This is a genomic window from Weizmannia sp. FSL W8-0676, assembly GCF_038593015.1.
Lineage (GTDB): Bacteria > Bacillota > Bacilli > Bacillales > Bacillaceae_C > Weizmannia > Weizmannia coagulans.
In genome coordinates, this window is record NZ_CP151954.1 from 1,634,958 (window position 1) to 1,660,957 (window position 26,000).

Here is a 26,000-nt window from a genome sequence, read left to right on the forward strand (position 1 = left end):
GGATAATTTTCCGGAAAGAAACCCATCATATGGCTGTATCAGGAGGTGAAAGCAGATGGGATTATTCCGTTCCCTTTCTGCCTGGCAGTCCGCACGACGCGAAAAATACTTGTCCGCGATGCAGGAACAAAACAAATGCCCGGATTGCGCCGTGCGCGGTTTTATCATGCCGGCCGCATACGAATACGCTTATCCGTTTGACTGTTCCGGGTGCAACGGAACGGGCTCCTTTCAGGAATGGCAGTCAAACCGGCAGTAGCCGCTACACTTTGGCGGCTTTTGCTTTGCTAAAATGCACGGGATTTCTCTCCCTCAGCGTGACAGCAATATGCCGGCATGTTATGATGAAGTGAAGAGAAAATAAAAGAGGTGGGGAAGAGATGTCCGAAAAGAAAGCCTGGCACATAAACGGTTTTCTCGGTATTTTAGCGATTGCCGTTTTCGCTGTTCTAGGTTTGTTTTTCCTTTTTGCCGTCAATTTTTTTGCCGGTATTGTCCTGCTTGCCATAAGCGTCCTGCTTGTCTCGGGAATTTGTGTAATCCAGCCGAACCAGGCGTTGGTTGTCACTTTTTTCGGCCGCTATATAGGCGCCATCCGGGAAAGCGGCTTTTACGTAACGGTTCCGCTCAGTGTAAGGCGGCGCGTTTCGTTGCGGGTAAGGAATTTTAACAGCGCCAAATTAAAAGTGAATGACGTGGACGGAAATCCGATTGAAATTGCCGCAGTGATCGTATTCCGTGTGGTCGATGCTGCGAAAGCCGTGTTTAATGTGGAGGACTACGAAGAATTTGTTGAGATCCAAAGCGAAACGGAGCTCCGCCATGTCGCCACAAAATACCCTTATGACAGCGCGGAGGCAGAAGGGATTTCGCTGCGCGGAAACGGGGAGGAAGTTTCCAAGCATTTAAAAGAGGAACTCCAGCCGCGCCTTGATGTTGCCGGCGTGGAAATTATGGAAGCGCGCCTCACGCACCTTGCCTACTCTACAGAAATTGCCAGCGTCATGCTGCAGCGCCAGCAGGCTTCCGCCATTCTTGCCGCCCGGAAAAAAATCGTGGAGGGGGCAGTCGGCATGGCACAGATGGCGATTGCGCAATTGGAAAAAGACGGCTTTGAACTGGATGAAGAGCGGAAGATGGTTATGATCAACAATCTGATGGTTTCGATTGTATCCGACCGGGCCGCACAGCCGGTCATCAATACCGGCAATTTAAATTAATCCGAAAAAAGCTGGACCGGAATCCGGCCCAGCTTTTTTCATCCGGTCAGGATGCCTGTGTCCCGACTTTTTTTACTTTTGCTTTTGCCTCCTGTTTATTCGGAAGGATATGGAAAAAAAGATTGAGCACAATGGCCGTCACACTGCCTGCGACAATGCCGCTTTGCGTAAGAAGCTGGATATTCAGCGGCAAACCCTTGAAAATATCCGGCACCACCGTGACGCCAAGGCCGATGCCGATTGAACAGGCAATGATAAACAAGTTTTCGTTATTGGCAAAATCGACTTTGCTCAGCATTTTTATGCCTGACGCAATGACCATCCCGAACATCGCAATCATCGCCCCGCCGAGTACGGAAGACGGAATGATTGTCGTCAGGGCGCCTAATTTCGGAATCAGCCCGAAAAGGAGCAAAAAGGTTCCGGCAAGCGCCATCACGTTTTTCGATTTCACGCCAGACAGCTGGATAAGGCCGACGTTTTGAGAAAAAGCGGTGTACGGGAAAGCATTAAATAATCCGCCAAGCATGACGGCAAGGCCTTCAGCCCGGTAGCCCCTCGCAAGGTCATCTTCATGGAGCGGCTGTTTGGTGATCCCGCTTAAAGCGAAGTAGACGCCGGAAGATTCCACAAGACTGACGAGCGCCACAAGGATCATCGTGATACAAGCGCTCCACTCAAAAGTCGGCGCGCCGAAATAAAACGGCTGCACGATATGCACCCATGAGGCTTCCGCAACCGGGGCAAAGCTGACCTTTCCGAGCAGTGCAGCCGCCACGGTGCCGAGTGCCAGCCCGATTAAAATCGAGATCGAACGGATAAACCCTTTTGCAAACCGCTGCAAGAGGACAATGATGAGCAAAGTGCCGAATGAAAGGGCGATATTGGCCAGGGAGCCGAAATCTTTGCTCCCGTCTCCGCCCGCCATATCTTTCATGGCAACCGGGATGAGCGTCACGCCGATAATCGTGACAACCGACCCGGTCACAACCGGCGGGAAAAAGCGAGCCAGCTTGCTGAAAAATTTGCTGATCAAAATGACAAACAGCCCTGATACGAGAATGGCGCCGTACACAGCTGAAACGCCGTACTGCTTGCCGATTGCGATCATCGGCCCGACCGCGGTAAATGTGCAGCCGAGCATAATTGGAAGCCCGATGCCGAAAAACCGGTTTTTCCAAATTTGCAGCAGTGTCGCAAGGCCGGACATGAAAATATCAATGGAAACGAGGTACGTCAGCTGCCTGCTGTTCATCCCCAGGGAACTGCCGGTAATAATCGGCACAATGACTGCGCCCGCATACATCGCCAAAACGTGCTGGATCGCCAGTACGGTCATTTTGGTTTTTTCCGGTTTCATTTCGTATACGCCTCCTCTTGAAAGCTGACCGTGCCGTTTTCAAGCGACCGGATCGATGCGAGCGACTCCACGCGGATTCCGCGTCCGCGCAGCCTTTTTCCGCCCGGCTGGAATGCTTTTTCAATCACAATGCCGATACCGCAAAGTTCCGCCCCTGCCTGGTCGATAATATCAATCAGGCCTTCAGCCGCCTGGCCGTTTGCGAGAAAATCATCAATGACAAGCACCCGGTCACCCTGATTTAAAAAAGCGCGCGAAACGGAAATGGTATGGGTTGTTTGTTTTGTAAATGAATGGACGGAAGCTTCATATACGTCCGCGTCCTGCGTGAATGGTTTTCTTTTCCGGGCAAAAATCATCGGAACGTTTAATTCCAGTGCTGCCATTAATGCGGGCGAAATGCCGGAAGATTCGAGCGTCAAAATTTTGGTTACGCCATCCTGCTTAAACAGCCCGGCAAATGTTTCCCCGATCTGTTTCATGAGGACAGGGTCGACCTGGTGATTTAAAAAAGCGTCCACTTTCAGCACCTGGTCTGAAAGCACGATGCCGTCTTTTCTGATTTTTTCTTGTAAAGCTTTCAATGTTTTTCCTCCTCTTTGCCTTCGCTGCATTTGTCTTGATTGAAACATGCGGCCTTTAGAAAAAAAGCCCAAAGGCCGCTGCACCCACAAAAAATGGAGTAAGCAACGCCTTTGAGCTTTTTCATGTGCAAAAAGGAAAAGGAACCATCTGCCACGTTCCCATTGCCCACCCATAGTCAGGCCGTTTACGGCAGCCTGGTAGAAACTTGCGGGCCATATTCCCGCGATTATATGAGTGAATGCGTTCAGTTTTATAATAAAAGTATAATGGTATCTTTCCGTCATGTAAAGACGAAATTTCCGAACGGCGGATTTTCCATCTTTCTTTTTATTCGCGTTTTGGCAAAACGCAAGTCACATCCTACGGAATTTTTAACAGGCAATCCGGAGGACAACATGGAAAGAAAAACCGGAATATCCGCCGTTTTTTTCATCGTTCAATCAATTGCCTGTTAGGGTACGAACACCGGATAAGCGGCATACGCAAGTTTCCGGTGTTCTGTCTGAAACCGGCGGCTTGCGCACTTTATTTGTTAGCCGGAAGTTTTGTCTTAATCTTTGATCCGGTAAACATCGGTATATTTTTCGGTTAAGTAATCAATCAAGTATTTCGGGTTGAGCGCTTCGCCGGTGGCATCGCGCAAAATATCGGCAGGTTTTTTTAATTTGCCGAACCGGTGGACATGCGCTGAGAGCCATTTCCGGATTGGCTCCAGATTGACCGATTCCACAAGCTTGTCAAAATCCGGGAGCGATTTTAACATCGCATGTTTGAACTGGGCGGCGTACATCAGGCCGAGCGCATAAGACGGAAAATAGCCAAAATCCCCGCCGGCCCAATGCACATCCTGGAGTACGCCTTCCCCGTCATGTTCCGGCCGGATGCCAAGATAGTCCTCATATTTCGCATTCCAGATTTCCGGGAGCTCCCCGACTTCGATTTCATCATTCAAGAGCGCTTTTTCAATTTCATACCGCACCATAATATGAAGCGGGTACGTCAGCATATCGGCTTCAATCCGGATCAGGGACGGCTTCGCCTCGTTCACTGCACGGTAAAATGCTTCAAGCGGCACATCATCAAACTGCCCGGATGCAAATTGTTTCAAAAGCGGATAATTTTTCTTCCAGAACGGAAAAGAACGGCCGATGATGTTTTCAAAAAACAGGGACTGTGATTCGTGTATCCCCATTGACGCGCCTTCTGCAAGCGGCGTACCCGACAGGTCTTTTGAAATATGCTGCTCATACAAAGCGTGCCCGCCTTCATGCATGACGCCGAACACATCGACGCGCCAGTCGTTTTCATTATAACGTGTCGTTATCCGCACATCCCCCTGGTTGATGCCGGTTGCAAACGGATGCACCGTTTCATCCAGCCGCCCCGCCTCAAAGTCAAAGCCCATCTGCTTGAGTATTTCAAGCGTAAACGCTTTTTGCTTTTCTTTCGGGAACGGGTGAAAAAGGAATGCCGTATCCGGTTTTTCTTCCGACATACTGATTTTCTGGACAAGCGGCACAATCGCATCCTTCACTTGTTTGAACACACGGTCGAGCACATCAACTGTCATGCCCGGTTCATACAGATCGAGCAGGGGATTATACGGATGGCCTTCGTACCCCCAGTAGCGGACAAATTTCTTTTTAAATTCCACGATTTGTTCGAGATATGGCTGGAACAAGGAAAAGTCTGCCTTTTCCTTTGCTTCTTCCCAAACATTCTCCGCTTTCGAGACGAGCACCGTATAAGCCTGGTATTCGTTAGGCGGGATTTTTTTGCTGCGTTCGTATGTTTTCCGGCATTCTTCCAATGTACCAGCTGTCCGTTCCGACAATTGCTGCTGATGCGGCAAAAGCTTCTCCAAAAATTCAGCCATTTCTTTTGAAGTTTGCATGTCAAAGACTTTGCCCGATAAAATGCCGATCACTTCCGCACGCTGCCCGACGCCTTTTTTCGGCGCGCCGGTCCGCAAATCCCAGTATATAAGGGCAAGTGCTTCTTCATAAGCTTTGATTTTTTTGACATACGCCAAAAAGTCCTGCTCCAGTTTTTCAATCGGCTCTGTTCCCATCACTATACCTCCCGTCAAATCACTTGCACGTCCATCTTACCATGTTTCACGCAGCGCACAAACGATAACCATTCCGTTTGCTTACGTTTCCGTTTTCCGCGGCGGGCGCGGCCCCCAAAACTGATACAGATCGGTTTTGATCGGCCCGTTGTAAAGCTTTCTTTTTTTCGTCGCTTTTTTGCCGTATGCGCGTTCAAACTGTTCGTCCGCAGTCAAAATATAAACCGACCACGTGTCAAGCCTGGCAAATGCACGGCCCATCTCCCGGTACATGTTTTCCACTTCCGCCCGTTCGCCGATTCTCTCGCCGTACGGCGGATTGCCCACAATCGTGCCGTATGCTTCCTGCGCTGTAAAATCGGCCACCTGCATCTGTTTAAACGTGACGATGCCGCCAAGCCCTGCCTCATTGGCGTTTTGCCGGGCGATTTCAACCATCCCGGGGTCGATATCCGAACCGGCGATGTCAAGCGGCTGGTCGTACCGGGCGAGATCTTCCGCTTCTTCGCGCGCTTTTTCAAAGACGGCTTCACTCATCCACGGCCATGTTTCGCATAGAAAATCGCGGTTAAAACCCGGTGCAATATTTTGCCCGATGAGCGCAGCTTCGATCGGAATTGTGCCGGAACCGGAAAACGGATCGCGAAACGGCCGGTCCGGATGCCAGTTTGTCAGCCGGATAAGCGCAGCGGCAAGCGTTTCTTTGATCGGCGCCGGCCCTTGCGCCGCGCGGTAGCCGCGTTTATGCAGCCCGGCCCCGCTTGTATCGATCGTAATGGTGGCCACGTCTTTCAATAACGCCACTTCTATTTTAAAAAGCGGGCCGTTTTCCTCAAACCAGCTCGTTCCTTTATAACGGGACTTCAGCCGTTCAACGATTGCTTTTTTGACAATTCCCTGGCAGTCCGGGACGCTGAACAGCTTTGACTTGACCGATTTTCCGGTGACGGGAAACTCGGCATCGCTCGGCAGATAATCCTCCCAGGGAACCGCTTTTGTCCCTTCAAACAGTTCGTCGAAAGTTTCCGCCTTAAATTCGGCAGCTTTGATTTTCACGCGGTCCGCGCATCTCAGCCAGAGATTGGCACGGGCAATCGCCGATTCATCCCCGGCAAATTCAATTTTCCCGTTTTCCACCGTACAGTCGTAGCCGAGTGCACGCACTTCTTTTGCAACAAGCGCCTCAATCCCCATTGCGCTTGTCGCGATCAATTGAAAGCCAGACATTTTCCCACCATCTCTCATCTTATATTTCTTATTGTGCGGCATTCAGTACCGGATAACCCCGTTTTAAAAAATTATGTATAAAAAAGGCCGGGCGCCTGCTGTATATCTAAATACCGCAGCGCCGGCCCGATTCTTTCGATTCAGCCAGAATAACGTTCTGTAAGCCATGTTCTGTACCTTTGTACTGCAAACGATGTGGCGCCATCTCGTACGAAGGCGGTAATCATCTATCTACAAGCAATACGCTTGTCTCTTTCCTCGTTCATTTCCTCAGAAAGAGTGCCTCTACCATGATTTGAGTTGCTCGCTTGCGGGGTTTACCTCGTTCCACCTTTACGGTTTCCCGTAAAGCTCCGTCACTGTGGCACTTTCAAGGGTACTCCGCCATTGCCTGAAGGTTTAGGCGTTTTCCCTGCCGTCAGCCTTGAACCAAGGCTGCCCTGGCTTATGAATTCGCCAGGCACAAACACTACGGGCATCTCAGCACCGTGCGAGCATGGACTTTCCTCAACAGCCGTTTCCAGGCTGCAGCGATTACCCGAACGTTATTCACAACGTTTATCTATTATATAAAAAGAAACCGGGACTTGCAAGCTGTAATTTTTAACGGTTGTGCCAATTTCTTCCCCCTGTATTGCCATACCGGGTTCGGGCAAGCGATGGTCTGTTTATTTATGCCGCTTCCCCGGGCCCTTTCCGCAGAAAAATTTCACACATTTTTTGAGCTGGCTATTCATTTAATTTGTTGCCGAAAACATGTTTTTCAAGATTGGACAGCCGTTTTAAAATATCGAAATTCGTTGTCCCGGTCATTTGCTGTACAGGCTGCCGCTTTGCCAGTTCTTCCGCCTGCTTTTTGAGCCGGAGGTTTTCCTGCTGGAGCTCCTCAATCGTCTGATTAAACGTTTCATAATCTTTTATGATCAGATCCAGAAATTTGTCTACTTCTTCCTGCCGGTAGCCTCTGACAGCCGTTTTAAACTCTTTTTCCAAAATGTCTTTCGCCGTCAATTTAATTTGATCCGATAACATGTTTGCACCACCTTACATCTCCCAGACATAATTTCATTTTTTCAAAAACCTTTTTATTTGTCAACTGTACCACAGCTGCCTAAAAATCTGTCTGTTCTTCTTCTATTATTGCCTGTAAATCGTAAAAGTCAATGATGCGGATGTCATACGAATGCGATTCGCTGAACTTTTTTGCAGCTTCGAACAAATATTTCGGGGACCCTTCGCGTTCTTCATCATACACAATCATCAGGCAGTCGCTTTTATGTAAGAAAATCCGGTTTTTATTGCGGAACTGCTGCGGGCTTTCGTACGGCCTTTTCGAGATGGCGGCAACAAAATCGGCTTGGGAAAGCACCATTTCGTAGTATTCTTTTTGTTCGTCTTTCCACTTTTCTTCCTGCCCTTCAAAAGGCATTAACACAGCGAGTTTCAGTTCCGGATATTCCGCTTGCAGATCAAAAACGGTTTCAGCGGCCCAAAGTTCGGTGCCCTGCTGCCCGGAAATAAGGACCCATTCGTACCCTTCATCGAGCAATTCCAGCAACCGTCTTCTGATTGCCGTTTGAATATAGCGAATACCCGGGTGGTCCGTCCCGAATATCCCCAGTTCATACGGTTTATAGCCTGTAATGGCGACAACTTTTCCCAATGGATTACGCTCCTTTTGTTTTCCTAAAAGCAGGACGGCAAGGATTGCCCTTGCCGTCCATTTGTCAGCAGCACTTCGGCCCGTGCGGTCTGACTGGATCAAAAAAGTTGCAGACCGTTCCCGGATCGGTTTGATTGACATACGATTCCGTGTGCGGAAAGTAGTTTTGCTGATGAAATACATGGTGATTCACATGGGTTGTATGCGTCGGGAAAACATGCGGCACGATGACATCCTGGACGGTGTGCGTAACGCAGCATTTTGTCGGATGCACAACAGCCGGCATGATCCGCGGCGGGCAATGGTGGTGAAACATGTTCCGATCTCCTTTCATCATCAGACGTCTTTTTTCTTACACTACTAACCTATGACCCGGAAAGGAAACATGTACTAATGAAAAAACCCAATTTGCCAATAATTCACGCCCTTATCCCCATTTCGGGAGCAGCCGAAGCCCGGTGCATCGTTTTCTCGGCCTCTTTACATTTCTTTTTAATCAAAACCATTTTAACGGGACTTTTGGTGGGCTGCAATCACAACATACGGAAATCGACAAAGGGCGCGCATTTTTCTCTGATCCAAAAGAAACCGACAAATCCCAACAAAGGGCGTTTCAAAATTCCGGATTCCCCGTCGAATCATGCGCTTGCCCAGGAAATAGCGGTTAAAAACCGGTTCTTTTCCCGGGCATTTCCTTGCTGAAAGAGGATCTCGCCGGGATTTGGGCTTTCCGGTACAGCCGTAAAAGGCGTTTTTCCGTTTCCAAACAGCATTTTTTCCATTTCCCATAACCGAATCTGCCGTACTTTTGATAAATTTCCAGGCCTTTTTCGGCATAGCGGACGGCTTGCAAAAGGTCTTTTTCCTTGTGTTCATATAGTTTGGAGAGCTCAATGCATGCTTCGGCTCTTATCGTATCCGGCGCATTTTCGGCTAATTCCGCCCACAGCATTCCGGCTTTTCTGTATGCTTTTTGTTTTTTATACTGGAAGGCCAGGCGGTGTTTGGCAGTCAGATCATTTTCGCCGGCGGCCGCTTCAAAACGTTTCACCGCAGCATCATCTTCGCCGATATATTCAAACCATTTCCCGACAAGCCGTTTTTCCTTTGCCGTCTGGTCCGGGTCGGCCTCTAGAATTTGAAACGTAAGGTGGGTGTACAAAGAAATGAGCGATAAAATGTCCTCTTCGTTATGGCGGATGACGCCAAGCAGGCCTTCCGGATTTTTGCGCTCAACGAAATCAAAATAAATCATCGGCGCCAGGTATCCCGGGATATCCTCTTTGCGTTCCACCCCCAGAATTTCGCGCTCCACATTCGCTAATTTCACGGACCCGAGTTCATCTTTCCACAGCCTTTTTGCCGCGTGGTACAAATCAAAATGGCCAAATTCAGGCAGACGCGGCACATGGTCGCGGATCAGCGTATGGCGCGTCTTCACCTGGGGCCAGTCAAACGCCTTCCCGTTATAAGTAACGAGCGCAGTGTAATCGATATTTTCCAGGAAGCTGTAGTAAAGCGGCACTTCAAGCCCCGGCTCCGGAAGAATATGCTGTTTTAAAATAACATTTTCTTCGGTAAAGGAAGCATATCCGAGCAAAAAAATCGTGTTGCCCGTCCCTCCCCCGAGGCCGGTCGTTTCGGTATCGAAAAAAAATAAATCAGACGGGCTGTACCCTTTGGCGGATAAAGGGTGGCGGACCGGCTTTTGCTGCCACAGTTTGATGGCATCAAAATAGTCGCGAAAAGCATATTTGCCGTGCTTTGTTTCAAGCGGGTAGCGGACTTCACGGATGAGGCAGTAATCGCCATCCAAATCATACAGCGAAACGCCCGCTTTTTCCCACATTTCAAAGAAAGGGACAGAATCGGCCCCGAGTGCTTCCGCCCGTCCAGCAGGCTCCGGCTGGTCCCTCACGATATGGTTTTTCATCCGGTTTAATTTATCTTTTAATCCCGGCATGATGCTCGCCTCCTTTGATCGCCCCGAGCCAGAAATCAAACAGCCGGACGGCGGCCTGCTTTGCGCCCGCGGCAGCCGTTTCTGCGCCCGTACAGGAAGGGCACCCGTCTTCGCAAGGGCAGTTTACAACCATCGCTCTTGCAGATTCCAAAATTTTCCTTGCCCCGCCATAGATTTTTTCGCTCAGGCCGATGCCGCCCGGATACCGGTCATATAAAAAGATTGTCGGCTTTTCGTCATGGATTGCTTTCACCTGGGGCACGGCCTGGATATCATGGGCGTCACACATGGCAAAAAGCGGCGCAATCGACTGGAGTGCGTGCGCAGCGCCGGTAAGCGCGCCTTCCAGCAAATGTTTTGGCACCGCATCTTCCCCCATGGAAAACCAAACGGCATTCGTGTGCAGTTCCATTTCCGGAAGATGGATCGGCCCCGAGCCAATGTTTTCATGCGTGTTAAATTTAATTTTTTTGAAAATCGTCGGCATCGCCCGGACCATCACATCCCCATAGCCGATTTTTGCATCTTGCAAAACGGTCTCTCTGTCCTGTTCCAGCACTTTCAGCTCCACCGCCAGATTGGCATCCGTGTAATAATCAACAGCGACTTCACGGACAAAGGCTTTTTTCTCTTCCCAGTCCAGCTTTTCAACCTGATACTGCACCGCCTGATGCAAATAAATCGCCTCTTCATGGAGCAATGTCATCGCGCTGAACTGGTCCATTTCACCGATCACGCGCACATCCGGCGAATTGGTCATATCGATAATGACGACATTTTCCTGCGATGCGGAACGAAGGCTGATATTATGGGCCGGAAAAGCATCATTCATCCAGTACCACGCATCCCCGCGCCGGTGGAGGATCCGTTCATCCGCTAAAAACTCGAGCACGTCCTCGATTTCAACGTCGCCAAACGTTTCCCCTTTTTTAAACGGCAGCTCATATGCCGCACATTTAACATGGTCCACTAAAATGACAAGATTATCGGGGTTGATGCGCGCCGTCTCCGGGGACCGGTTGAAAAAGAAGCCCGGATTGCGGATGATGTACTGGTCAAGCGGGCTTGAGCCGGCAACAAGGATGACAAGTGATTCCCCCTGCCTTCTTCCTGCGCGCCCGGCCTGCTGCCAGGCGCTCGCAATTGTGCCCGGATAGCCGGTCATAATACAGACCTGGAGCTGGCCGATATCGACACCGAGCTCGAGGGCGTTCGTGCTGACAATCCCGTATATGTCCCCGTTTCTTAACCCCTGCTCGATTTTCCGCCGCTCGGTTGGAAGGTATCCTCCCCTGTAGCCCATGATCGACTTTTCCCCGAGTTCGTCTTTAACGATTTCCTGCAAGTATTTTAAGATGATTTCGACGCGCACACGGCTTCTTGCAAAAACAATCGTCTGAATTTTGTTTTTCAAAAGTTCCCCTGCAATTTTCCGGACTTCAAGTGTGGCGCTTCTCCGGATGTTCAGCGGCTTGTTCACAAGCGGCGGGTTGTAAAAAAGAAAATGCTTCGTTCCGCTCGGCGCGCCGTTTTGGTCAATCAGTTCCATTTTTTTGCCGGTTAGCTTTTCCGCCAGCTCTTTCGGGTTTTGAATCGTCGCGGACGTGCAAATAAAAACCGGATCGCTCCCGTAATAACGGCAAATCCGCTTTAATCTGCGCAACACATTGGCAACATGGCTGCCGAACACGCCGCGGTATATATGCAGTTCGTCGATCACCACGAATCTTAGATTTTCAAAAAACGACACCCATTTTGTATGGTGGGGCAAAATGGCGGAATGCAGCATATCCGGATTGGTGATGACGATATGGCCGGCTTTGCGCACGCGCTGCCGGATATTTGAAGGCGTATCCCCGTCATATGTATAACTGTTTACAGGCACGCCGGCTTCTTCAATGATTTCGTTTATTTCACTTTTCTGGTCCTGCGCGAGCGCTTTTGTCGGGAACATATAAAGCGCGCGTGCATCCGGGTTTTGAAGGATGGTCTCGAGCACGGGCAGATTATAGCAAAGCGTTTTGCCTGATGCAGTCGGGGTAACGGCCGTAAAATCTTTTCCTGCCATGGCAAGCTGATATGCCTCTGCCTGGTGGGTATACAATGACGAAATCCCTCTTTTTTCCAGCGCCGAAAGTACAGCCGGTGTGATGCTGCCAGGAAAAGGCACCGTTACAGCCGGCTTTCCTTCAATCGTATGCCAATGGACGATCCGCTCCTGGAAAGAACGGTCCATCTGCAACTGCTCCAATATTTCCTGCAAATTCTTTTTTTTGAACAACTTTCCTCACCCCGCTATCTATTATAGCGAATAGACGTTCGTTTTCAAAGCATTCTTTCACATTTCCCGCTTGGTTTTCATATTATACAGTGAAAGAGTGCTGTGCAACCATTTCATTTTCTTCATCATCAACAAGAAAGGAGCCTGCCGATGTCCAATTTATCCGGCCCGGAAGAAAAGTATCCTTTTTACGGGCTGATGCAAGCGATGGACCAATTTTTTCAGGAAAAGCCGGTCAAACATTTTTTTGAGAATCTGGATGAATTTTTTTCTTTTGATACGATTCCGGTACGCCTCGAAGAAAAAGATGAGGCCTATGTATTGACAGCCAAACTGCCCGGCTATGAAAAAGGCCAGATTGAGATTGAAGTTTATGATCAATATCTCACCATTAGCGCCAGGCATGAGGAAGCCGTTTCAAGTTTGGATGAAACGAAAAAAGCTTACGAAAAGAAAAGCGCATTCCACCGGATAAGCCGGACGGTGCCCCTGCCGCCCGCGGTGGACGGGGATCAGATTCAGGCAAAATTTGAAAACGGGCTGCTTGTGATTTTAATGCCGAAAGGAAAGAAAAAAAAGCTGAGGATTGAATAGTATGCCGGGAGCGTCCCGGTTTTTTCCGTTTTTCGCCCTTTTTAAGCAAAACGGCCCGGAAGCCTATTTTGTAAACAGGCCCCCGAGCCCTTTGACCATCGATGAGACTTGATTAATCGCATTGATCATCTGTCCGGCAGTATTGACCATTTTATTAAAATCAATGGAGCCATCCTGGAATTTGAAGGAATTCAAAAAAGATCCCCCCATTTGCGGCGGCTTTAGCGGAACAGGCTGATGCGGGTACGGATGGGCGAACCCTGCCGCACCGTGCTGGGTGTTTGGCTTTTCAGCGGCCTCCAGCGGGTTCCCGAACAAATGCATGGCAGCTTCTTCCCCGGCATGCTGGCCACTTTGTCCGTGCATATGCCAGGCATGGCCGTACCCGCCCGGTTGCTGGCCGTATGGATACGGCGCCGGGGGGTATCCGAACACATGCGGGGAATGCTGCCCGGGATATGGAAACTGCGGGTAATACGGACCGGCCCCCGGCATTGCAGGATACCGGCCTGTGCTTCTTGTGCGCCTGCTTGCGTAAGGGTCTTGCATAACGCGCATTGCCATCGCCTCCTGCCTGCTTCACCAATAATGTATGTGGCATCCGGCAATTGGTGATATGTCCATATCGATTACGATTTCTCCAATGCTTCCTGCAAGCATTGGAGAATATATTTTACTGACTGGAAATGATCGAGCATCATTTTGCGGCTGGATGACGGGTAAAAAGCACGCACCGCAACCATTTGCAAATTTTCGGCCGTATGTTCAAGCTGGGATGGAAAAAGATGCGCCGGCCTCCGGGCTTCCACCCATGCTTTTGCAGCCGGGAGCCACCTGTCAATGGCATCCTGCAACGTATCACAAAAAGGCTTGACTTCACTGAAAAAATCCTTTTCCACCCCTGTTGCCTTTACTTCCTGGTACAGGTCATAAAGCTCATGCGTGTACGAAATCAGCTGCCGGTTTAACGCTTGTAATTGTCCGTCTTCCATTTCTCTTCACCCTTCTAAACGGATATTCTCCCTTCGCCGGGTTCTTCACGGGAGACTTCTTTCATTTTAGGAAGTTTTTTTGTTTTCATCAATCCGCAAGCTTTCCGCCCTGTATGTTTTTCTGAATGCTTCCGCCCTTTTTTCCAAATGGTCCAGCCTCATTTCTGTTTTTTTTAAACGGTACCACTGCTTTATCGACTGCTTTCTTGCTTCCTTCTCCGCCTTATGCCGGATCCCTGTCCCGATGTTTTCCAGCGCCTGTTCCATTTTTTCCAGCCCGTTTAAAAATGCGGCTTTCGGTATCATTTGTTTTCCCCCCTGAATTTCAACATGCCTATTCATTCTCTGCCAGGCGGCCCGGTCCCTTCATGTCTGACAAAACTAGAAGCAATTCGGCAAAGAAAACGGGTTTCTTCATTTTGTGTTTCCTTTCGACAGCATGTCTCCATTTCGGGCACATTTTTTCTGGCTGCGTCAACTTTCGTGCCGGCATGTATGCAAAAGGCGGAACTGCAAACAATAAATGTGCCGGAAAATCCGGTGACACCAATTTCAGGAGGCGGATTTCCATGAAAACGAATGATAACAAAGCGCAACAACAAAAAAAAGCACAGGAACAAAAAGGGTCTTTGGCGAAAGGAGATAAGAAGCTGAACGGCCCTGACCGCCCTTCCACCTAATGAAAGCAAAAAGCAAGGAAACATTTCCTTGCTTTTTGTTTTGCCTGTTTTTAGCGAAAAAAGCCGGGCAGGCCGGTTCCTTGTCCCCCGCCGGTGCAAAGGGGCCGAAAGACTGTTTTTTTTATTACATATTCTTTGTCTGTTCTGCTATGATATAATTTAGCTTATGAGGTGAGGGAACATGGAATTGCGTTATCCAAACGGAAAAAGGTATAAAGAGGCAAAAAACAAAGCCGGACGGAAAAATGCGAACCAAATTTTATACGGCAACCGGGGGATGACACTGGAAGAGGATCTGAATGAAACCAATGCTTATTATTTGCAGGAAGGCATTGCCGTTATCCATAAAAAACCGACCCCGATCCAGATTGTCCAGGTCGATTACCAGTCACGGAGCACAGCCGTCATTAAAGAAGCCTATTTTAAACAGCCGTCCACAACCGATTACAATGGGGTGATGAACGGTAAATATATAGACTTTGAAGCAAAGGAAACGCAAAACCATACTTCTTTTCCGCTTCATAACTTCCATGAGCATCAAATCACCCATATGAAACAGGTGGTAGCGCAAGGCGGGATTTGCTTTGTCATTCTCCGTTTTGCGAAGGGAGAAGAAATTTTTTTGCTGGAATCCCGCCATTTATTTTTTTATTGGGATAGAATGCTTGCCGGAGGGAGAAAATCGATAAAAAAAGAAGAAATTGAAGCAAACGGGCATCCTATACCGGTCGGATACCGGCCGAGAATTGATTACATCGCCATTTTAAAGCAATTGTATGCTTTATAGTTGTTGCCCGGCCGGATGATTGACGGATCCGGCAACAATATGTTTTGAATCTAAATCGGCTTTTTCAGGTTTAGAAGAAAGGAATGCTGAGCATGGCAGAAAAATACCAATCCCGCGAAGAACGCCGGAAACAAATGCAGGCAAATCAACATAAAAAGAAAAGGAAAAAACCGAAAAACAAATTTTTAACATTTATAAAGCGGCTCATTCTCGTCTGCTTTATTCTCGGGCTAGCCGGGGTCATTGCGGGCATCAGCACTTTTGCGTATTACGCAAGCAGCTCCCCGAAACTGACGAAGAAGCAGTTATCCGACCCGATTCCATCGGTGATCAAGGATAAAAACAACAAAACAGTCACAACGCTCGGGGCACAGAACCGGAAATATATCGATTATGAAGAGCTTCCAAAGCAGATGGAAAACGCGATTCTTTCGACGGAAGATACACGGTTCTACCAGCATCACGGGATCGACCCGATACGGCTCGGGGGCGCGGTGGTCGCAAACTTTACCAAAGGTTTCGGGTCCGAGGGGGCCAGCACCCTGACGCAGCAGGTCGTTTCCATGGCGCTGAACAATAAAAACGAAAAAACATTAAAGCGGAAAGCCCAGGAAGCATGGCTTGCGATTCAGCTTGAGCGGAAATACACAAAACATGAGATCCTTGAAATGTATGTCAATAAAGTCTATATGTCAGACGGTGTTTTCGGCTTTGAGACAGCTGCTGAACATTATTATGGCAAATCTTTAAGCAAATTATCACTGCCGGAAATTGCCGTGCTGGCCGGCATGCCGCAAAGCCCGAATAATTATAATCCGTTTGACCATCCGGATCTGACAAAGAAAAGAAGAGATATTGTCCTTTATATGATGTACAAAAACCACAAAATAACAAAGGATGAAATGGAAAAAGCGCAGGCCGCCCCGGTTTCGGCCGGGCTGGTGAAAGAAAAAGAGCGGAATACAAACGCGAACAAATATCCTGCTTTTGTCAATGAAGTGATTAAGGAAGTGCAGAGACTCGGGAACTATAATGTATATGCCGACGGTTTAACCATTTATACAACCCTGGATTCTTCCGCACAGCAATATACGGAAAAGATCTTAAACACCAATTCGATCATCAATTATCCGGATAAAAAAATGCAGGCCGGCATTGCCCTGGTCGATACGAAAACAGGCGAAATCCGCGCGCTTGGCGGCGGGCGCAATATGAAACTTGACCGCGGCTTCAACTATGCCGTTGATACGAAGCGTTCGCCGGGATCAACAATCAAACCGATTCTTGACTACGGGCCGGCGATTGAGTACTTGCACTGGTCAACCGGGCACCGATTGAACGATGTGGCAACCACTTATTCGGACGGAACGCCGATTAATGACTGGGATAACCGGTTCCTTGGCAAGATGAGCATGCGCAAGGCACTGTATTTATCACGGAATATTCCTGCCTATGAAACATATAAAGAAGTCGGCAAGGAAAGGGCCATCCGTTTTGCAAAAAAACTCGGCCTTGATTTAAACCGCAAAGAAATCGTTGAATCTTCATCCATCGGCGGAGGGGTGCAAGTTTCACCGCTGCAGATGGCTTCCGCTTACGCCGCATTCGGCAATGAAGGCATATACAACAAGCCGCATGCCATCCGGAAAATTGTCCTGCGTGACGGGGTCACGGAAATCAAACCGCATGTCCAGTCCAAAATCGCCATGAGCGACTATACGGCTTATATGATTACGGACGTGCTGAAAGATGTGCTGACAAAAGGCACCGGGACAACCGCCCATATTCCAGGATTGCCTGCCGCCGGTAAAACGGGCACCACGAATTTTGATAAAAACGATCTGGCAAAATACGGGATTCTAAGTTCGTCCGTACAGGATTCCTGGTTTGCAGGCTACACGACAAGATATTCGTTAGCAGTATGGACCGGCTACGAAAGCGAGAAAGGCAAAAAATACGGCGTCACAAGGCCGTATCAAACGGTTGCGCAGCAAATTTACCGCCACTTGATGCGTTATGTATCGGAAGGAAAAGAGACCCCTGACTTTACGATGCCGAAAAGTGTCGTCAGAATGGGCAGCGAATTGTATATCCGCGGCTATATCGATACGGCGATTGATAAAAAATCCGTCACCCAGGATGCGCCGGCAAATGTTCACGCAGCGTATGATGCAGACAGCAATAAAATTACGGTAACCTGGGATTATAAAGGGTCAGGTGCGACCTTTAACGTATCCGGTACAATAAACGGCAGCGCGGCGTCATTCGGTTCGACTTCAGGAAAATCGATCACCGTCGCAAATCCGAAAGCGGGCGCAACGTATGTCTTCAATGTCACCGCCACGGTAAATGGCGTGAAAAGCAAAGCGGCATCCACGAGTGTAACGGTTCCGGGGGGCAGCACGGACACGAAGGCGGATGATAACCAAAACAAGCAACCGGAAGACAATGCCCAAAAACAACCGGATGCAAACAATTCAAATACGAATAGCAATACCGACACTGACACAAATCAGTCCGGCGAAAACAAAGACAACACCGGCTCAGACAAGAGAACAAACAGCGGAAATTCAAACGGAAACGGCTCGGAAAACAGCGGAAACGGCAGCAAAGATAACAACAACAGTCCGGGAAACAGTTCAGGCACTGGCACTTCAAGCGGAAACGGCAGCTCGGCAAACAATGGAGCAGGCACGAATGGAAACGGAAGCAGCGGTTCAAACGGAACCAACGGAACCAACGGAACCAACGGAACCAAGGGAACCAAGGGAACCAATACGAACGGCGGGAACAGTCCCAATAAAGGCGAAAACAGTTCGGGCAACGCGTCCGCAAATAATAATACCGGTTCTGAATAAAAAAGCACATGATGGATGGCTTTCTGCGCCCCCGCCGGTCTGATCAAAAAAAGCATGGAGAAACGATTCTCCATGCTTTTTCGTATTCTCATTTCTTGTTCTCTTTCTGCTTCATCCGTTTCTCCCCTTCCCTGCACAGGTCAAGAAGCGGGCAGATTTCACATTGCGGGCGCTGGGCCTTACAATGGTAGCGGCCGAAGAAGATCATCCGGTGGTGCGTGATCGACCATTCTTCTTTCGGCACTTTTTTCATTAAGGTTTGTTCCACTTCCAATACACTGTCTTTGTAGCGGCAAAAGCCGAGCCGTTTGCTAACTCTCTCTACATGGGTATCGACAGCAATGGCCGGAATGCCAAAAGCAACCGACAGGACAACGTTTGCCGTTTTTCTGCCGACGCCGGGCAGTTTCATCAGTTCTTCCCGCGTTTGCGGCACTTCCCGCCCGTATTCCTCGATGAGCATCCGGCAAAGTTTTTGGATGTTTTTTGCTTTGTTGCGGTAAAGCCCGATCGACCGGATGTCCTGCTGCAGTTCTTCAAGCGGCACGGCAATATAGTCATCCGGGGATTTATACTTTTGAAACAGATTTTTTGTCACTTTATTGACGAGCGCATCGGTGCACTGGGCGGATAATGTTACCGCGATCAGCAGCTCAAAAGGATTTGAATGATTCAATTCACAGCGGGCATCCGGAAACATTTCCCCCATTGTCTCAAGGCAATGCCGGATTTGTTGTTTTGTCAGCATCTCTCAAACTCCCGTAACTAGTTTACATAAAATTATTATCGTCACCTTTTATTGTTCGAGCCAGTTATAAAACGGCACCGGATTGGTCGTTTTCGGTTTTTCTGCTTGCGGTTTTGACGATTTGCGGAAATTCCTTCCATATTCGCGTGCTTCATCCACCGTCCGGATGCCGTTCTTTTTCCATTCAAACAAAATGCGGTCTATGTAGCGGAAATTCAGTTTGCCGGAGATAACGGCTTCACGCAGGGCGGCTTTAATCAAATCAGGGGATTGCCCGTCCTGGTCAATCCACATCGCCAATGTTTCGCATTCGAGCGGCGACAGCGGCCTGCCAAACTCCTGTTCAAACGTGGTGTATAAATCGGTTTCTTCGTTTACGCTTTTCTCAAGCTCGTCCTGTTTTTTCTCGTAGACAAATTCATCGGCGAGTTTCGCCCACAGCGGCATGATCGAATATTTTTCATACAGGATGCCGCCTTCCCCTTCCCCTTCTTCAATGGACAAAAACTGATGCTGGATTAGACGCCGCAAAATCGAAACGCACATACTTTCCGGAATGGTAAGCCTGCCTGCCAGATCTTCAGGCGTCGGAAACGCATTTCCCTCTTTTAAAAAAGAATAAACTTGCAGCAAAAGCACAAGTTCCGTTTCATTCAGGCCAAGCTGTTTGTATTTTTTCAATAAGAGCTGGGGGACGGTCAATACCCCTTCTTCCCACCAGGCAAGCAAAAGATCTTTATCCATGTCGGACACCTCAATGTAAGTATAGCAGTTTAAAAACGGCAAGGGAATTGAAAAAAACATCTGAAAAGAAAAACGGCTGCACACCGTCAATGCAGCCGTTTTTTCAATTACGGATAGATCCGGTTTAAAAGCCTCGGGAATGGAATCGTTTCGCGCACATGCTCAACGCCCGAAATCCAGGCAACCGTCCGCTCAAGGCCCAGCCCGAAGCCGGAATGCGGAACAGAACCGTATTTACGTAAATCAAGATACCATTTGTAAGCTTCTTCCGACAGATTGAAATCCTTGATCCGTTTCAGCAACAAATCATAGTCATTGATCCGCTCGCTGCCGCCGATGATTTCTCCGTACCCTTCTGGCGCAATCAAATCGGCGCACAGCACGACTTCCGGGCGCTTAGCATCCGGCTGCATGTAAAACGGTTTAATTGCAGCCGGATAATGCGTAATGAACACCGGCTTGTCGAAACTTTCGGCAATTGCGGTTTCATGCGGCGCGCCAAAATCTTCGCCCCACTTGATTTCCTCAAATCCTTTTTCATGGAGCAATTCAATGGCGGCATCATACGTAATCCGCGGAAACGGCGCCGAGACTTGCTCAAGCTTTGAAGTATCGCGGCCAAGCCGGTGCAGGTCGAGTTTGCAGTTTTCCAAAACGGACCGGACGATATAGGAAACATACTGTTCCTGCACTTTCAGGCTATCTTCATGTTCATAAAAAGCCATTTCCGGCTCGATCATCCAAAACTCGATCAAATGGCGGCGCGTTTTCGATTTTTCAGCGCGGAACGTCGGGCCGAAAGAGAATACTTTTCCGAATGCCATCGCTGCCGCTTCCATGTAAAGCTGCCCGCTTTGCGAAAGATAGGCTTCTTCATCAAAGTACTTCGTGTGGAACAGCTCGGTCGTCCCTTCCGGCGCACTGCCGGTTAAAATCGGCGGGTCGATTTTCGTAAACCCGTTCATATTGAAAAATTCATACGTCGCCCGGATGATTTCGTTCCGGATTTTCATGACAGCGTGCTGGCGGCGGGAACGGAGCCATAAATGCCTGTGGTCCATTAAAAATTCGGTCCCGTGCGCTTTTGGTGTGATCGGGTAATCTACGGCTTCATGGATGATCTGAATACCGGCCACCTGGAGCTCGTAGCCGAACGGGGAGCGGGCATCTTCCCGGACTGTTCCGGTAACGTAAAAAGAAGTTTCCTGGCTCATCGATTTTGCCGTTTGAAAGACCTCTTCCCCGGCTTCGTTCTTTACGACCACGCCTTGTATAAAGCCTGTCCCGTCACGCAGCTCGAGAAAGGCAATTTTGCCGCTTGAACGTTTATTGTTCAGCCAGACCCCGATCGTCACTTCCTCCCCGATATGCTGGTGTACTTCTGAGATGGTGATTTTCACGGTATTTCCCTCCAAAACAATTTCCGGCTTGTCTCCCATATGTACCGGAATCCATTATACTAAACAAAGGCGGAAAAAGGAAACAAGCCAAAGGTTCATGCTTTTTTCCGTGTTTCCACGAACTGTTTGATCCGCTTAAGCGCTTCTTCAAGATTTTCCAAAGAAGTGGCATAAGAAAGCCGGATATTGTTTTCCGCGCCGAAACCGGAACCCGGGACAACGGCAACGCGCGCTTCCTCGAGCAAAGCCTCCACAAATGCGTCAACCGATTGAAAACCGGTCAGCTTTGCGGCTTCCTTCACATTCGGAAATAAATAAAAAGCGCCTTGCGGTTTGATGCAGGTAATCCCGTCAATTTCAACCAGCCGGTTAAAAACTGCATTGAGCCGTGCCTCGAAAGCCTGGCGCATCTCTTCCACGGCACGCTGGTCCCCGCTGTATGCGGCGAGTGCCGCGAACTGGGAAGGCGTTGCCGGATTGGAAGTCGAATGGCTGGCAAGATTTGTCATCGCTTTAATGATTTCCCTGTTCCCGGCCGCATAGCCGATCCGCCAGCCGGTCATGGAATGGGATTTTGAGACGCCGTTAATGATCACCGTCTGTGCTTTCAGTTCCGGTGAAATGGTGGCGATCGAGACATGCCGGTTGCCGCCGTACACCAATTTTTCGTAAATTTCGTCCGACACGATCAAAATATCGTGTTTCAGGCAGACTTCGCCGAGTTTTTCAAGTTCTTCCCTTGTATACATCATGCCGGTCGGATTGCCGGGAGAGTTGAGTACAAACGCTTTTGTCCGTGGTGATACGGCTTTTTCCAGCTGCTCCGGCGTTATTTTATACTGGTTTTCTTCTTTGCCTTCTACAAAGACCGGGACGCCTTCCGCAAGCTTTACCTGCTCGGGATAGCTTACCCAGTAAGGAGACGGGATGATCACTTCATCGCCCTGGTCGAGCAGCACCTGAAACAATGTATACAAGGCGTGTTTTGCCCCGTTGGTGATGATGATTTCATTTGCTTTAAAGCCAAGCCCCTGGTCTTTTTGGAATTTTTCAATGACGGCCTCTTTCAGCGATGCCATTCCGCCAGCCGGGGTATACTTCGTCTGGCCGTCCAGCATCGACTGATACGCGGCTTCGATAATCTCCCTCGGTGTATTAAAATCGGGTTCACCTGCGCCAAGGCCGATCACATCGATGCCTTGCGCCTTCATTGCTTTTGCCTTTGCCGTAATCGCCAACGTGGATGACGGCGTTAATGCACTTACCCTTGATGCCAGTTTCATACGATTCACCTCTCCAAACGGATCAATTGGATTTTTTTAAAAAAGGAACCTCATCATAGCCGAGGCTGTTTCCTTTTATATAAGCAACTTCCCAAATGGGAACCTGGCTTTCCATGCCGAGCCGCACAGATAAAATTTTATCCGGCTGCCTTTTTTGCACCACTTGTTTCACTGCATCCTGTTTTGAAATGCCGGTATTCAAGTCTAGGACGGTCACACGCTTCGGTTTCTTTTCAGGGATCCAAACCGCTTTTTTCTTCCCGCCTTTGCCTTTCCCCACGACAACATAATAGGTGCTTTTGCCATTGTAAAGATAAAATGCATCGGCAGCCCGGATGCCGGCTTTGCTTTTGGCAACAGCGGCCGCTTTGTTGTATGCTTCATGATACGGTTTCCGTGCTTTCCAATAAGTCTCTGCCGCAAATCCGGCTATCACGATGACCAAAATGCAAATTGAGATCAGTGCTTTTTTCATTCCGAACCCTCATTTTCCATGGCGTAAATCCTTTTAAGCAGATATTGTCATTCATATCAGTTCCCATGCAGGCCATCCTAAGCTTAGAATCATTTCCTTCATCATTATACAGCAAAAATGAATGAAAAAATGATGCATTTGATCATTTTTCCGGTCCACCCTGTTTTGTGCTGCATTGTCGCAGCACTTTTTTTACAGCCAGCTTTCAATGGCCTCAAGCGTCCCGTTCAGATCCAGGTGCCTGATGCGGACCGGCGGCAGCGATTTTATGAACGCCGGCCCGTATGTGGCCGTTTCAATCCTCCGGTCCAGGACAAGAAAAATGCCGCGGTCATGGCGCGTCCGGATAAGCCTGCCAAACCCTTGTTTGAACCTGAGCACGGCTTCGGGCAACGCATAAGCGGAAAACGGATTTTTCCCTTTTGCCCTGAAATAATCGGACTTTGCTTCTATAACCGGCTCATCCGGGGGCAAAAACGGGAGGCGGGCCATCACGAGGCAGGAAAGGTCATCGCCAGGGATGTCAACCCCTTCCCAAAAACTGCTTAAACCGAGAAGGATCGCTTTGTCAAATTTTTGAAAGCTTTTCGTTAACCTCGACCGGCTGCCGCTTGATATGCCCTGGGCGATGAGCATATAATCTTCAAGCATTCCGCTTTCTTTCATCAGGTGGTACACCTTTTTCAACAAATCAAAGGATGTAAATAAAATCATCATCCTGCCCTTTGTGGCCTCCGCAACGGCAAGCAGATAACCTGCCATTTTTTCCGCAAAGTCTTCCATACTGGCGGATCCGATATCAGGAAGGTCGTTCGGGATAATAAACTGCACCTGCCTGTCAAAGCGGAAAGGCGACGGAATGCGGACCGTTTTTGTGGTGTGCGAAAGCCCCGTCTCGCCGAGAAAATAGCGGAAGCTTCCGCCAACGGTCAATGTCGCGGAAGTAAGCACGACACTCTTTTTTTGCGAAAAAAAAGCTTTTTGCAACGTTTCTCCGGCATGCACCGGCTGGCAATAGATGACAAGGCTGTTCGGGAGGGCACGCAAATCTCCTTCCACCCAGACGACATTTTCATCCCCGCCGTTTTGGCCGGCGAAAACGGCCAGGTTGTCGCGCAAAAGGCGCCAATCTTCCAAAAAGCTGTACATTTCTTCAATAAAAGCGAGTGTCTGTTCTTTCATCTGTTTTTCGGAAAGCAACTGCAAAAGCCTTTCTTCCAATGCCTGCGAAATCTCTTTCATGGACGCCCTGACCCGTTCCGTACAGAGCAGGACCGCCCACCATGCTTTTTGTTTCCAGTTTTCTTTTTTAATTCTTAATTTGATTTTCTGGTAACCGTTTGTTTCCCGCTTCGCGCGCATCACTTTTTGGGCGAGCATGCCGAATAAATCATCGAGCTCGGCATCAAGCCCCTGAAGGATTGCATCGCATTCAAACGCATGCAGCCCGGCTTTTAGCCCGTATTTTTCCATCATTTTTTCCAATTTGTAAAACAGCTGTTTTTGCTCATACAGGCCGAGCCTTGCCATCATATATTTCATTTGGTTGTAACTTGCGCGTTTCCCGATCGTTTCCCGGGCCGCTTGTTCAAGGCGGTGGGCTTCATCAATGATGACGTATTGAAATCCGTCAAACACCGACTGGTCCCTTTCAAGTTCCGCGCACAGCATCGCATGGTTCGTGATGGCGATGTCAGCAGAGGCTGCGCAGGCTTTGGCGTAAAGATAAAAATCCCGCGATTTCCACGGATCTTTTTTATCCGTATGCCAGCCGTCCTGTTTAATCCGCTGCCAAAAATGTTTTCCGCCACCGGATAAATGAAGCTCGTCAAGATCGCCGCTTTCTGTTCCGGTAAGCCAGACCAGGATTTGCATTTTGGCAAATACGGCGTCGTACTGCCGGTCCGGTTCTTTTAACGACTGTTCAAACTTAAACAAATGCAGGTAATGGCTTCTCCCCTTTAGCAACACGGTCCTGACCGGGGTTTTCAGCATCTGTTCAAGCCTTTTGATTTCCTTATTTAAAAGCTGGTGCTCAAGCGCAACCGTATACGTGCTGATTAACACCGGTTTTTGTTCCGAAATCGCTTGGAAAGCGGCCGGCACAAGATAGGCAAGGGATTTGCCGATGCCCGTGCCTGCTTCCAATGCGACATGCTCCTCAGCAGAAAAAGCTTCCCGGACATGGTCCATCATTTCAAATTGGGCGGGGCGCGCTTCCATCCCGGCGCCTGAAGCCGCAAACCAGGATTCTTTTTCAGCCGCATCCTGCGGATAACGGCCAATCTCGCGCGGGCCGTCATCCGCAGGCAGGCTTTTCCGTTTTAATGCGATGCCCCGGTATACTTCCATATCCGGCGGCAAATGCTCGATATACCGCCGTTTCTCTTCCAGTATATCCTCAAAAATGCCGGCAAGGTCGCTTTTCAAGGAATAAGAAAGCGGCACGAGTTGTTCAAGTGTGACGACAGGAAGGGACGCACACTTTTCCATGCAGGCAAGAAGCAGCTTTGCCGTAACAAAAGCATCACTGTCCGCCCGGTGCGGCCGTTCATGATAAAGGGACAAAGAATCGGCCAGATCCCCCAGTTTATAACTGTTTAAAGTTGGAAATGCAATTCTCGAAAATTCAACGGTGTCAAGGCTCGGCCCGCGAAACGGCGGAAACCCCGCAGCCTTTAATTCCTGCTGCAAAAACGGTAGGTCAAACAGCACATTGTGGGCGACAAATATGCTGCCTTCCAAAATTTCCATGATGCGCGGGGCGATCTCCGAAAATACCGGTGCTTCTTCAAGCATGCCGTTATCGATCCCGGTCAATTCCGAAATAAACGGCGGTACCGGCTTTTCGGGATTGACGAAGCTTGTAAATTGCGTTTTGATCTCCCGGCCTTCAACCACAACAGCGGAAAACTGGATGATGCGATCGCCTTTTTTTGCTGAATTTCCTGTTGTTTCAAGATCTACGACTACATAGCGCTGCATAACATCACCTGACTAAAAATAATTGCCCCGTTTCTTCCATATTGTACTATTTTAACATAAAATCGATCATTCGCCACAACCAGG

Annotated in this window: 24 protein-coding genes, 1 other RNA gene and 1 riboswitch; of the genes, 6 read left to right on the forward strand and 19 right to left on the reverse strand. The window is 49.0% G+C overall.

Annotated elements, in window-relative coordinates; genetic code table 11:
• Nucleotides 1-55: 55 nt before the first annotated feature.
• On the forward strand, nt 56-259 hold the full coding sequence (locus NST20_RS07930) for a hypothetical protein (RefSeq protein ID WP_029141487.1): 204 nt from the start codon (nt 56-58) through the stop codon (nt 257-259).
• A 121-nt stretch (nt 260-380) separates the two neighbouring features.
• Nucleotides 381-1,220 (forward strand): SPFH domain-containing protein, encoded by an 840-nt coding sequence (locus NST20_RS07935; protein WP_342400378.1) that lies wholly within the window; start codon nt 381-383, stop codon nt 1,218-1,220.
• 46 nt (nt 1,221-1,266) lie between these two features.
• Here the strand turns inward: NST20_RS07935 and NST20_RS07940 are convergent, their stop codons facing one another.
• The 10 genes from NST20_RS07940 to NST20_RS07985 all read right to left on the reverse strand — a co-directional run bounded on the left by NST20_RS07940 (nt 1,267) and on the right by NST20_RS07985 (nt 12,370).
• On the reverse strand, nt 1,267-2,580 hold the full coding sequence (locus NST20_RS07940) for a solute carrier family 23 protein (protein WP_013859458.1): 1,314 nt from the start codon (nt 2,578-2,580) through the stop codon (nt 1,267-1,269).
• Nucleotides 2,577-3,164 (reverse strand): xanthine phosphoribosyltransferase, encoded by a 588-nt coding sequence (locus tag NST20_RS07945; protein ID WP_013859459.1) that lies wholly within the window; start codon nt 3,162-3,164, stop codon nt 2,577-2,579. The genes NST20_RS07940 and NST20_RS07945 overlap by 4 nt, the downstream gene beginning before the upstream one ends.
• 153 nt (nt 3,165-3,317) lie before the next feature.
• A riboswitch (purine riboswitch) is annotated at nt 3,318-3,419 on the reverse strand.
• Between the two features lie 296 nt (nt 3,420-3,715).
• Nucleotides 3,716-5,236 carry a carboxypeptidase M32 gene (locus NST20_RS07950; RefSeq protein ID WP_342400379.1) on the reverse strand — a complete coding sequence of 507 codons (1,521 nt, stop codon included), beginning with the start codon at nt 5,234-5,236 and terminating at the stop codon, nt 3,716-3,718.
• A gap of 81 nt (nt 5,237-5,317) precedes the next feature.
• A complete protein-coding gene (locus NST20_RS07955; protein ID WP_013859461.1) occupies nt 5,318-6,463 on the reverse strand; it encodes a class I SAM-dependent RNA methyltransferase in 1,146 nt (381 codons plus the stop codon).
• 155 nt (nt 6,464-6,618) lie between these two features.
• An RNA gene (gene rnpB / locus NST20_RS07960) (RNase P RNA component class B) lies at nt 6,619-7,009 on the reverse strand.
• A gap of 183 nt (nt 7,010-7,192) precedes the next feature.
• Entirely contained in the window at nt 7,193-7,495 is a 303-nt protein-coding gene (gpsB, locus tag NST20_RS07965; RefSeq protein ID WP_013859462.1) for a cell division regulator GpsB, read from the reverse strand.
• Between the two features lie 79 nt (nt 7,496-7,574).
• A complete protein-coding gene (locus NST20_RS07970; protein ID WP_013859463.1) occupies nt 7,575-8,126 on the reverse strand; it encodes a DUF1273 domain-containing protein in 552 nt (183 codons plus the stop codon).
• Between the two features lie 64 nt (nt 8,127-8,190).
• Nucleotides 8,191-8,442 (reverse strand): CotD family spore coat protein, encoded by a 252-nt coding sequence (locus NST20_RS07975; RefSeq protein WP_017553027.1) that lies wholly within the window; start codon nt 8,440-8,442, stop codon nt 8,191-8,193.
• 348 nt (nt 8,443-8,790) lie between these two features.
• On the reverse strand, nt 8,791-10,089 hold the full coding sequence (locus NST20_RS07980) for a ribonuclease H-like domain-containing protein (RefSeq protein ID WP_342400380.1): 1,299 nt from the start codon (nt 10,087-10,089) through the stop codon (nt 8,791-8,793).
• Entirely contained in the window at nt 10,070-12,370 is a 2,301-nt protein-coding gene (locus NST20_RS07985) for a DEAD/DEAH box helicase (protein ID WP_342400381.1), read from the reverse strand. Before NST20_RS07985 ends, NST20_RS07980 begins: the two co-directional genes overlap by 20 nt.
• 150 nt (nt 12,371-12,520) lie before the next feature.
• On the opposite strand from NST20_RS07985, the gene NST20_RS07990 reads away from it, so the two are divergent.
• Nucleotides 12,521-12,964: an Hsp20/alpha crystallin family protein gene (locus tag NST20_RS07990; RefSeq protein WP_315958403.1), complete on the forward strand. Its 444-nt coding sequence runs from the start codon at nt 12,521-12,523 to the stop codon at nt 12,962-12,964.
• A gap of 63 nt (nt 12,965-13,027) precedes the next feature.
• Here NST20_RS07990 and NST20_RS07995 read toward each other — a convergent pair whose 3' ends face one another.
• The 3 genes from NST20_RS07995 to NST20_RS08005 all read right to left on the reverse strand — a co-directional run bounded on the left by NST20_RS07995 (nt 13,028) and on the right by NST20_RS08005 (nt 14,262).
• A complete protein-coding gene (locus NST20_RS07995; protein WP_342400382.1) occupies nt 13,028-13,522 on the reverse strand; it encodes a YppG family protein in 495 nt (164 codons plus the stop codon).
• 71 nt (nt 13,523-13,593) lie between these two features.
• Nucleotides 13,594-13,956, reverse strand: coding sequence for a YppE family protein (locus NST20_RS08000; RefSeq protein WP_013859469.1), 363 nt, complete (start codon nt 13,954-13,956; stop codon nt 13,594-13,596).
• 66 nt (nt 13,957-14,022) lie between these two features.
• On the reverse strand, nt 14,023-14,262 hold the full coding sequence (locus NST20_RS08005) for a hypothetical protein (RefSeq protein ID WP_019720925.1): 240 nt from the start codon (nt 14,260-14,262) through the stop codon (nt 14,023-14,025).
• Between the two features lie 263 nt (nt 14,263-14,525).
• Here NST20_RS08005 and NST20_RS08010 point away from each other — a divergent pair, with 263 nt between their 5' ends.
• The 3 genes from NST20_RS08010 (at nt 14,526) to NST20_RS08020 (ending at nt 18,281) form a co-directional block, all read left to right on the forward strand.
• Nucleotides 14,526-14,636, forward strand: a complete 111-nt coding sequence (locus NST20_RS08010; protein WP_017553035.1) for a hypothetical protein — start codon at nt 14,526-14,528, stop codon at nt 14,634-14,636.
• Nucleotides 14,637-14,817: 181 nt separating this feature from the next.
• Nucleotides 14,818-15,423: a Holliday junction resolvase RecU gene (recU, locus tag NST20_RS08015; protein WP_342400383.1), complete on the forward strand. Its 606-nt coding sequence runs from the start codon at nt 14,818-14,820 to the stop codon at nt 15,421-15,423.
• Nucleotides 15,424-15,515: 92 nt separating this feature from the next.
• Nucleotides 15,516-18,281: a PBP1A family penicillin-binding protein gene (locus NST20_RS08020; RefSeq protein ID WP_342400384.1), complete on the forward strand. Its 2,766-nt coding sequence runs from the start codon at nt 15,516-15,518 to the stop codon at nt 18,279-18,281.
• An 88-nt stretch (nt 18,282-18,369) separates the two neighbouring features.
• Here the strand turns inward: NST20_RS08020 and nth are convergent, their stop codons facing one another.
• The 6 genes from nth to dinG form a co-directional block, all read right to left on the reverse strand.
• Nucleotides 18,370-19,029 carry an endonuclease III gene (nth, locus tag NST20_RS08025; protein WP_340702661.1) on the reverse strand — a complete coding sequence of 220 codons (660 nt, stop codon included), beginning with the start codon at nt 19,027-19,029 and terminating at the stop codon, nt 18,370-18,372.
• A 48-nt stretch (nt 19,030-19,077) separates the two neighbouring features.
• The gene (locus tag NST20_RS08030; protein ID WP_013859475.1) at nt 19,078-19,773 is read right to left on the reverse strand and encodes a DnaD domain-containing protein; all 696 of its coding nucleotides are present in this window, start codon (nt 19,771-19,773) and stop codon (nt 19,078-19,080) included.
• Nucleotides 19,774-19,880: 107 nt separating this feature from the next.
• Nucleotides 19,881-21,173: an asparagine--tRNA ligase gene (asnS, locus tag NST20_RS08035; protein ID WP_342400385.1), complete on the reverse strand. Its 1,293-nt coding sequence runs from the start codon at nt 21,171-21,173 to the stop codon at nt 19,881-19,883.
• A 95-nt stretch (nt 21,174-21,268) separates the two neighbouring features.
• Complete coding sequence (locus tag NST20_RS08040) at nt 21,269-22,456, reverse strand: pyridoxal phosphate-dependent aminotransferase (RefSeq protein WP_342400386.1); 1,188 nt, start codon at nt 22,454-22,456, stop codon at nt 21,269-21,271.
• A 22-nt stretch (nt 22,457-22,478) separates the two neighbouring features.
• On the reverse strand, nt 22,479-22,931 hold the full coding sequence (locus NST20_RS08045; protein ID WP_342400387.1) for a DUF5590 domain-containing protein: 453 nt from the start codon (nt 22,929-22,931) through the stop codon (nt 22,479-22,481).
• A 192-nt stretch (nt 22,932-23,123) separates the two neighbouring features.
• Nucleotides 23,124-25,916: an ATP-dependent DNA helicase DinG gene (gene dinG / locus NST20_RS08050; protein ID WP_342400388.1), complete on the reverse strand. Its 2,793-nt coding sequence runs from the start codon at nt 25,914-25,916 to the stop codon at nt 23,124-23,126.
• Nucleotides 25,917-26,000 lie beyond the last annotated feature (84 nt).

Excerpts from the sequence above, each read along its gene's own strand:
- NST20_RS07930 (WP_029141487.1), top strand. The coding sequence starts at position 56 with ATGGGATTATTCCGTTCCCTTTCTGCCTGGCAGTCCGCACGACGCGAA.
- NST20_RS08040 (WP_342400386.1), bottom strand. The coding sequence starts at position 22,456 with ATGAAACTGGCATCAAGGGTAAGTGCATTAACGCCGTCATCCACGTTG.
- nth (WP_340702661.1), bottom strand. The coding sequence starts at position 19,029 with ATGCTGACAAAACAACAAATCCGGCATTGCCTTGAGACAATGGGGGAA.
- NST20_RS07975 (WP_017553027.1), bottom strand. The coding sequence starts at position 8,442 with ATGTTTCACCACCATTGCCCGCCGCGGATCATGCCGGCTGTTGTGCAT.
- NST20_RS08020 (WP_342400384.1), top strand. The coding sequence starts at position 15,516 with ATGGCAGAAAAATACCAATCCCGCGAAGAACGCCGGAAACAAATGCAG.
- NST20_RS07980 (WP_342400380.1), bottom strand. The coding sequence starts at position 10,089 with ATGCCGGGATTAAAAGATAAATTAAACCGGATGAAAAACCATATCGTG.
- NST20_RS07950 (WP_342400379.1), bottom strand. The coding sequence starts at position 5,236 with ATGGGAACAGAGCCGATTGAAAAACTGGAGCAGGACTTTTTGGCGTAT.
- NST20_RS07940 (WP_013859458.1), bottom strand. The coding sequence starts at position 2,580 with ATGAAACCGGAAAAAACCAAAATGACCGTACTGGCGATCCAGCACGTT.
- gpsB (WP_013859462.1), bottom strand. The coding sequence starts at position 7,495 with ATGTTATCGGATCAAATTAAATTGACGGCGAAAGACATTTTGGAAAAA.
- NST20_RS08010 (WP_017553035.1), top strand. The coding sequence starts at position 14,526 with ATGAAAACGAATGATAACAAAGCGCAACAACAAAAAAAAGCACAGGAA.
- NST20_RS07995 (WP_342400382.1), bottom strand. The coding sequence starts at position 13,522 with ATGCGCGTTATGCAAGACCCTTACGCAAGCAGGCGCACAAGAAGCACA.
- NST20_RS08005 (WP_019720925.1), bottom strand. The coding sequence starts at position 14,262 with ATGATACCGAAAGCCGCATTTTTAAACGGGCTGGAAAAAATGGAACAG.
- NST20_RS07955 (WP_013859461.1), bottom strand. The coding sequence starts at position 6,463 with ATGTCTGGCTTTCAATTGATCGCGACAAGCGCAATGGGGATTGAGGCG.
- NST20_RS08000 (WP_013859469.1), bottom strand. The coding sequence starts at position 13,956 with ATGGAAGACGGACAATTACAAGCGTTAAACCGGCAGCTGATTTCGTAC.
- NST20_RS07935 (WP_342400378.1), top strand. The coding sequence starts at position 381 with ATGTCCGAAAAGAAAGCCTGGCACATAAACGGTTTTCTCGGTATTTTA.
- NST20_RS08045 (WP_342400387.1), bottom strand. The coding sequence starts at position 22,931 with ATGAAAAAAGCACTGATCTCAATTTGCATTTTGGTCATCGTGATAGCC.
- dinG (WP_342400388.1), bottom strand. The coding sequence starts at position 25,916 with ATGCAGCGCTATGTAGTCGTAGATCTTGAAACAACAGGAAATTCAGCA.
- NST20_RS08030 (WP_013859475.1), bottom strand. The coding sequence starts at position 19,773 with ATGGATAAAGATCTTTTGCTTGCCTGGTGGGAAGAAGGGGTATTGACC.
- recU (WP_342400383.1), top strand. The coding sequence starts at position 14,818 with ATGGAATTGCGTTATCCAAACGGAAAAAGGTATAAAGAGGCAAAAAAC.
- NST20_RS07990 (WP_315958403.1), top strand. The coding sequence starts at position 12,521 with ATGTCCAATTTATCCGGCCCGGAAGAAAAGTATCCTTTTTACGGGCTG.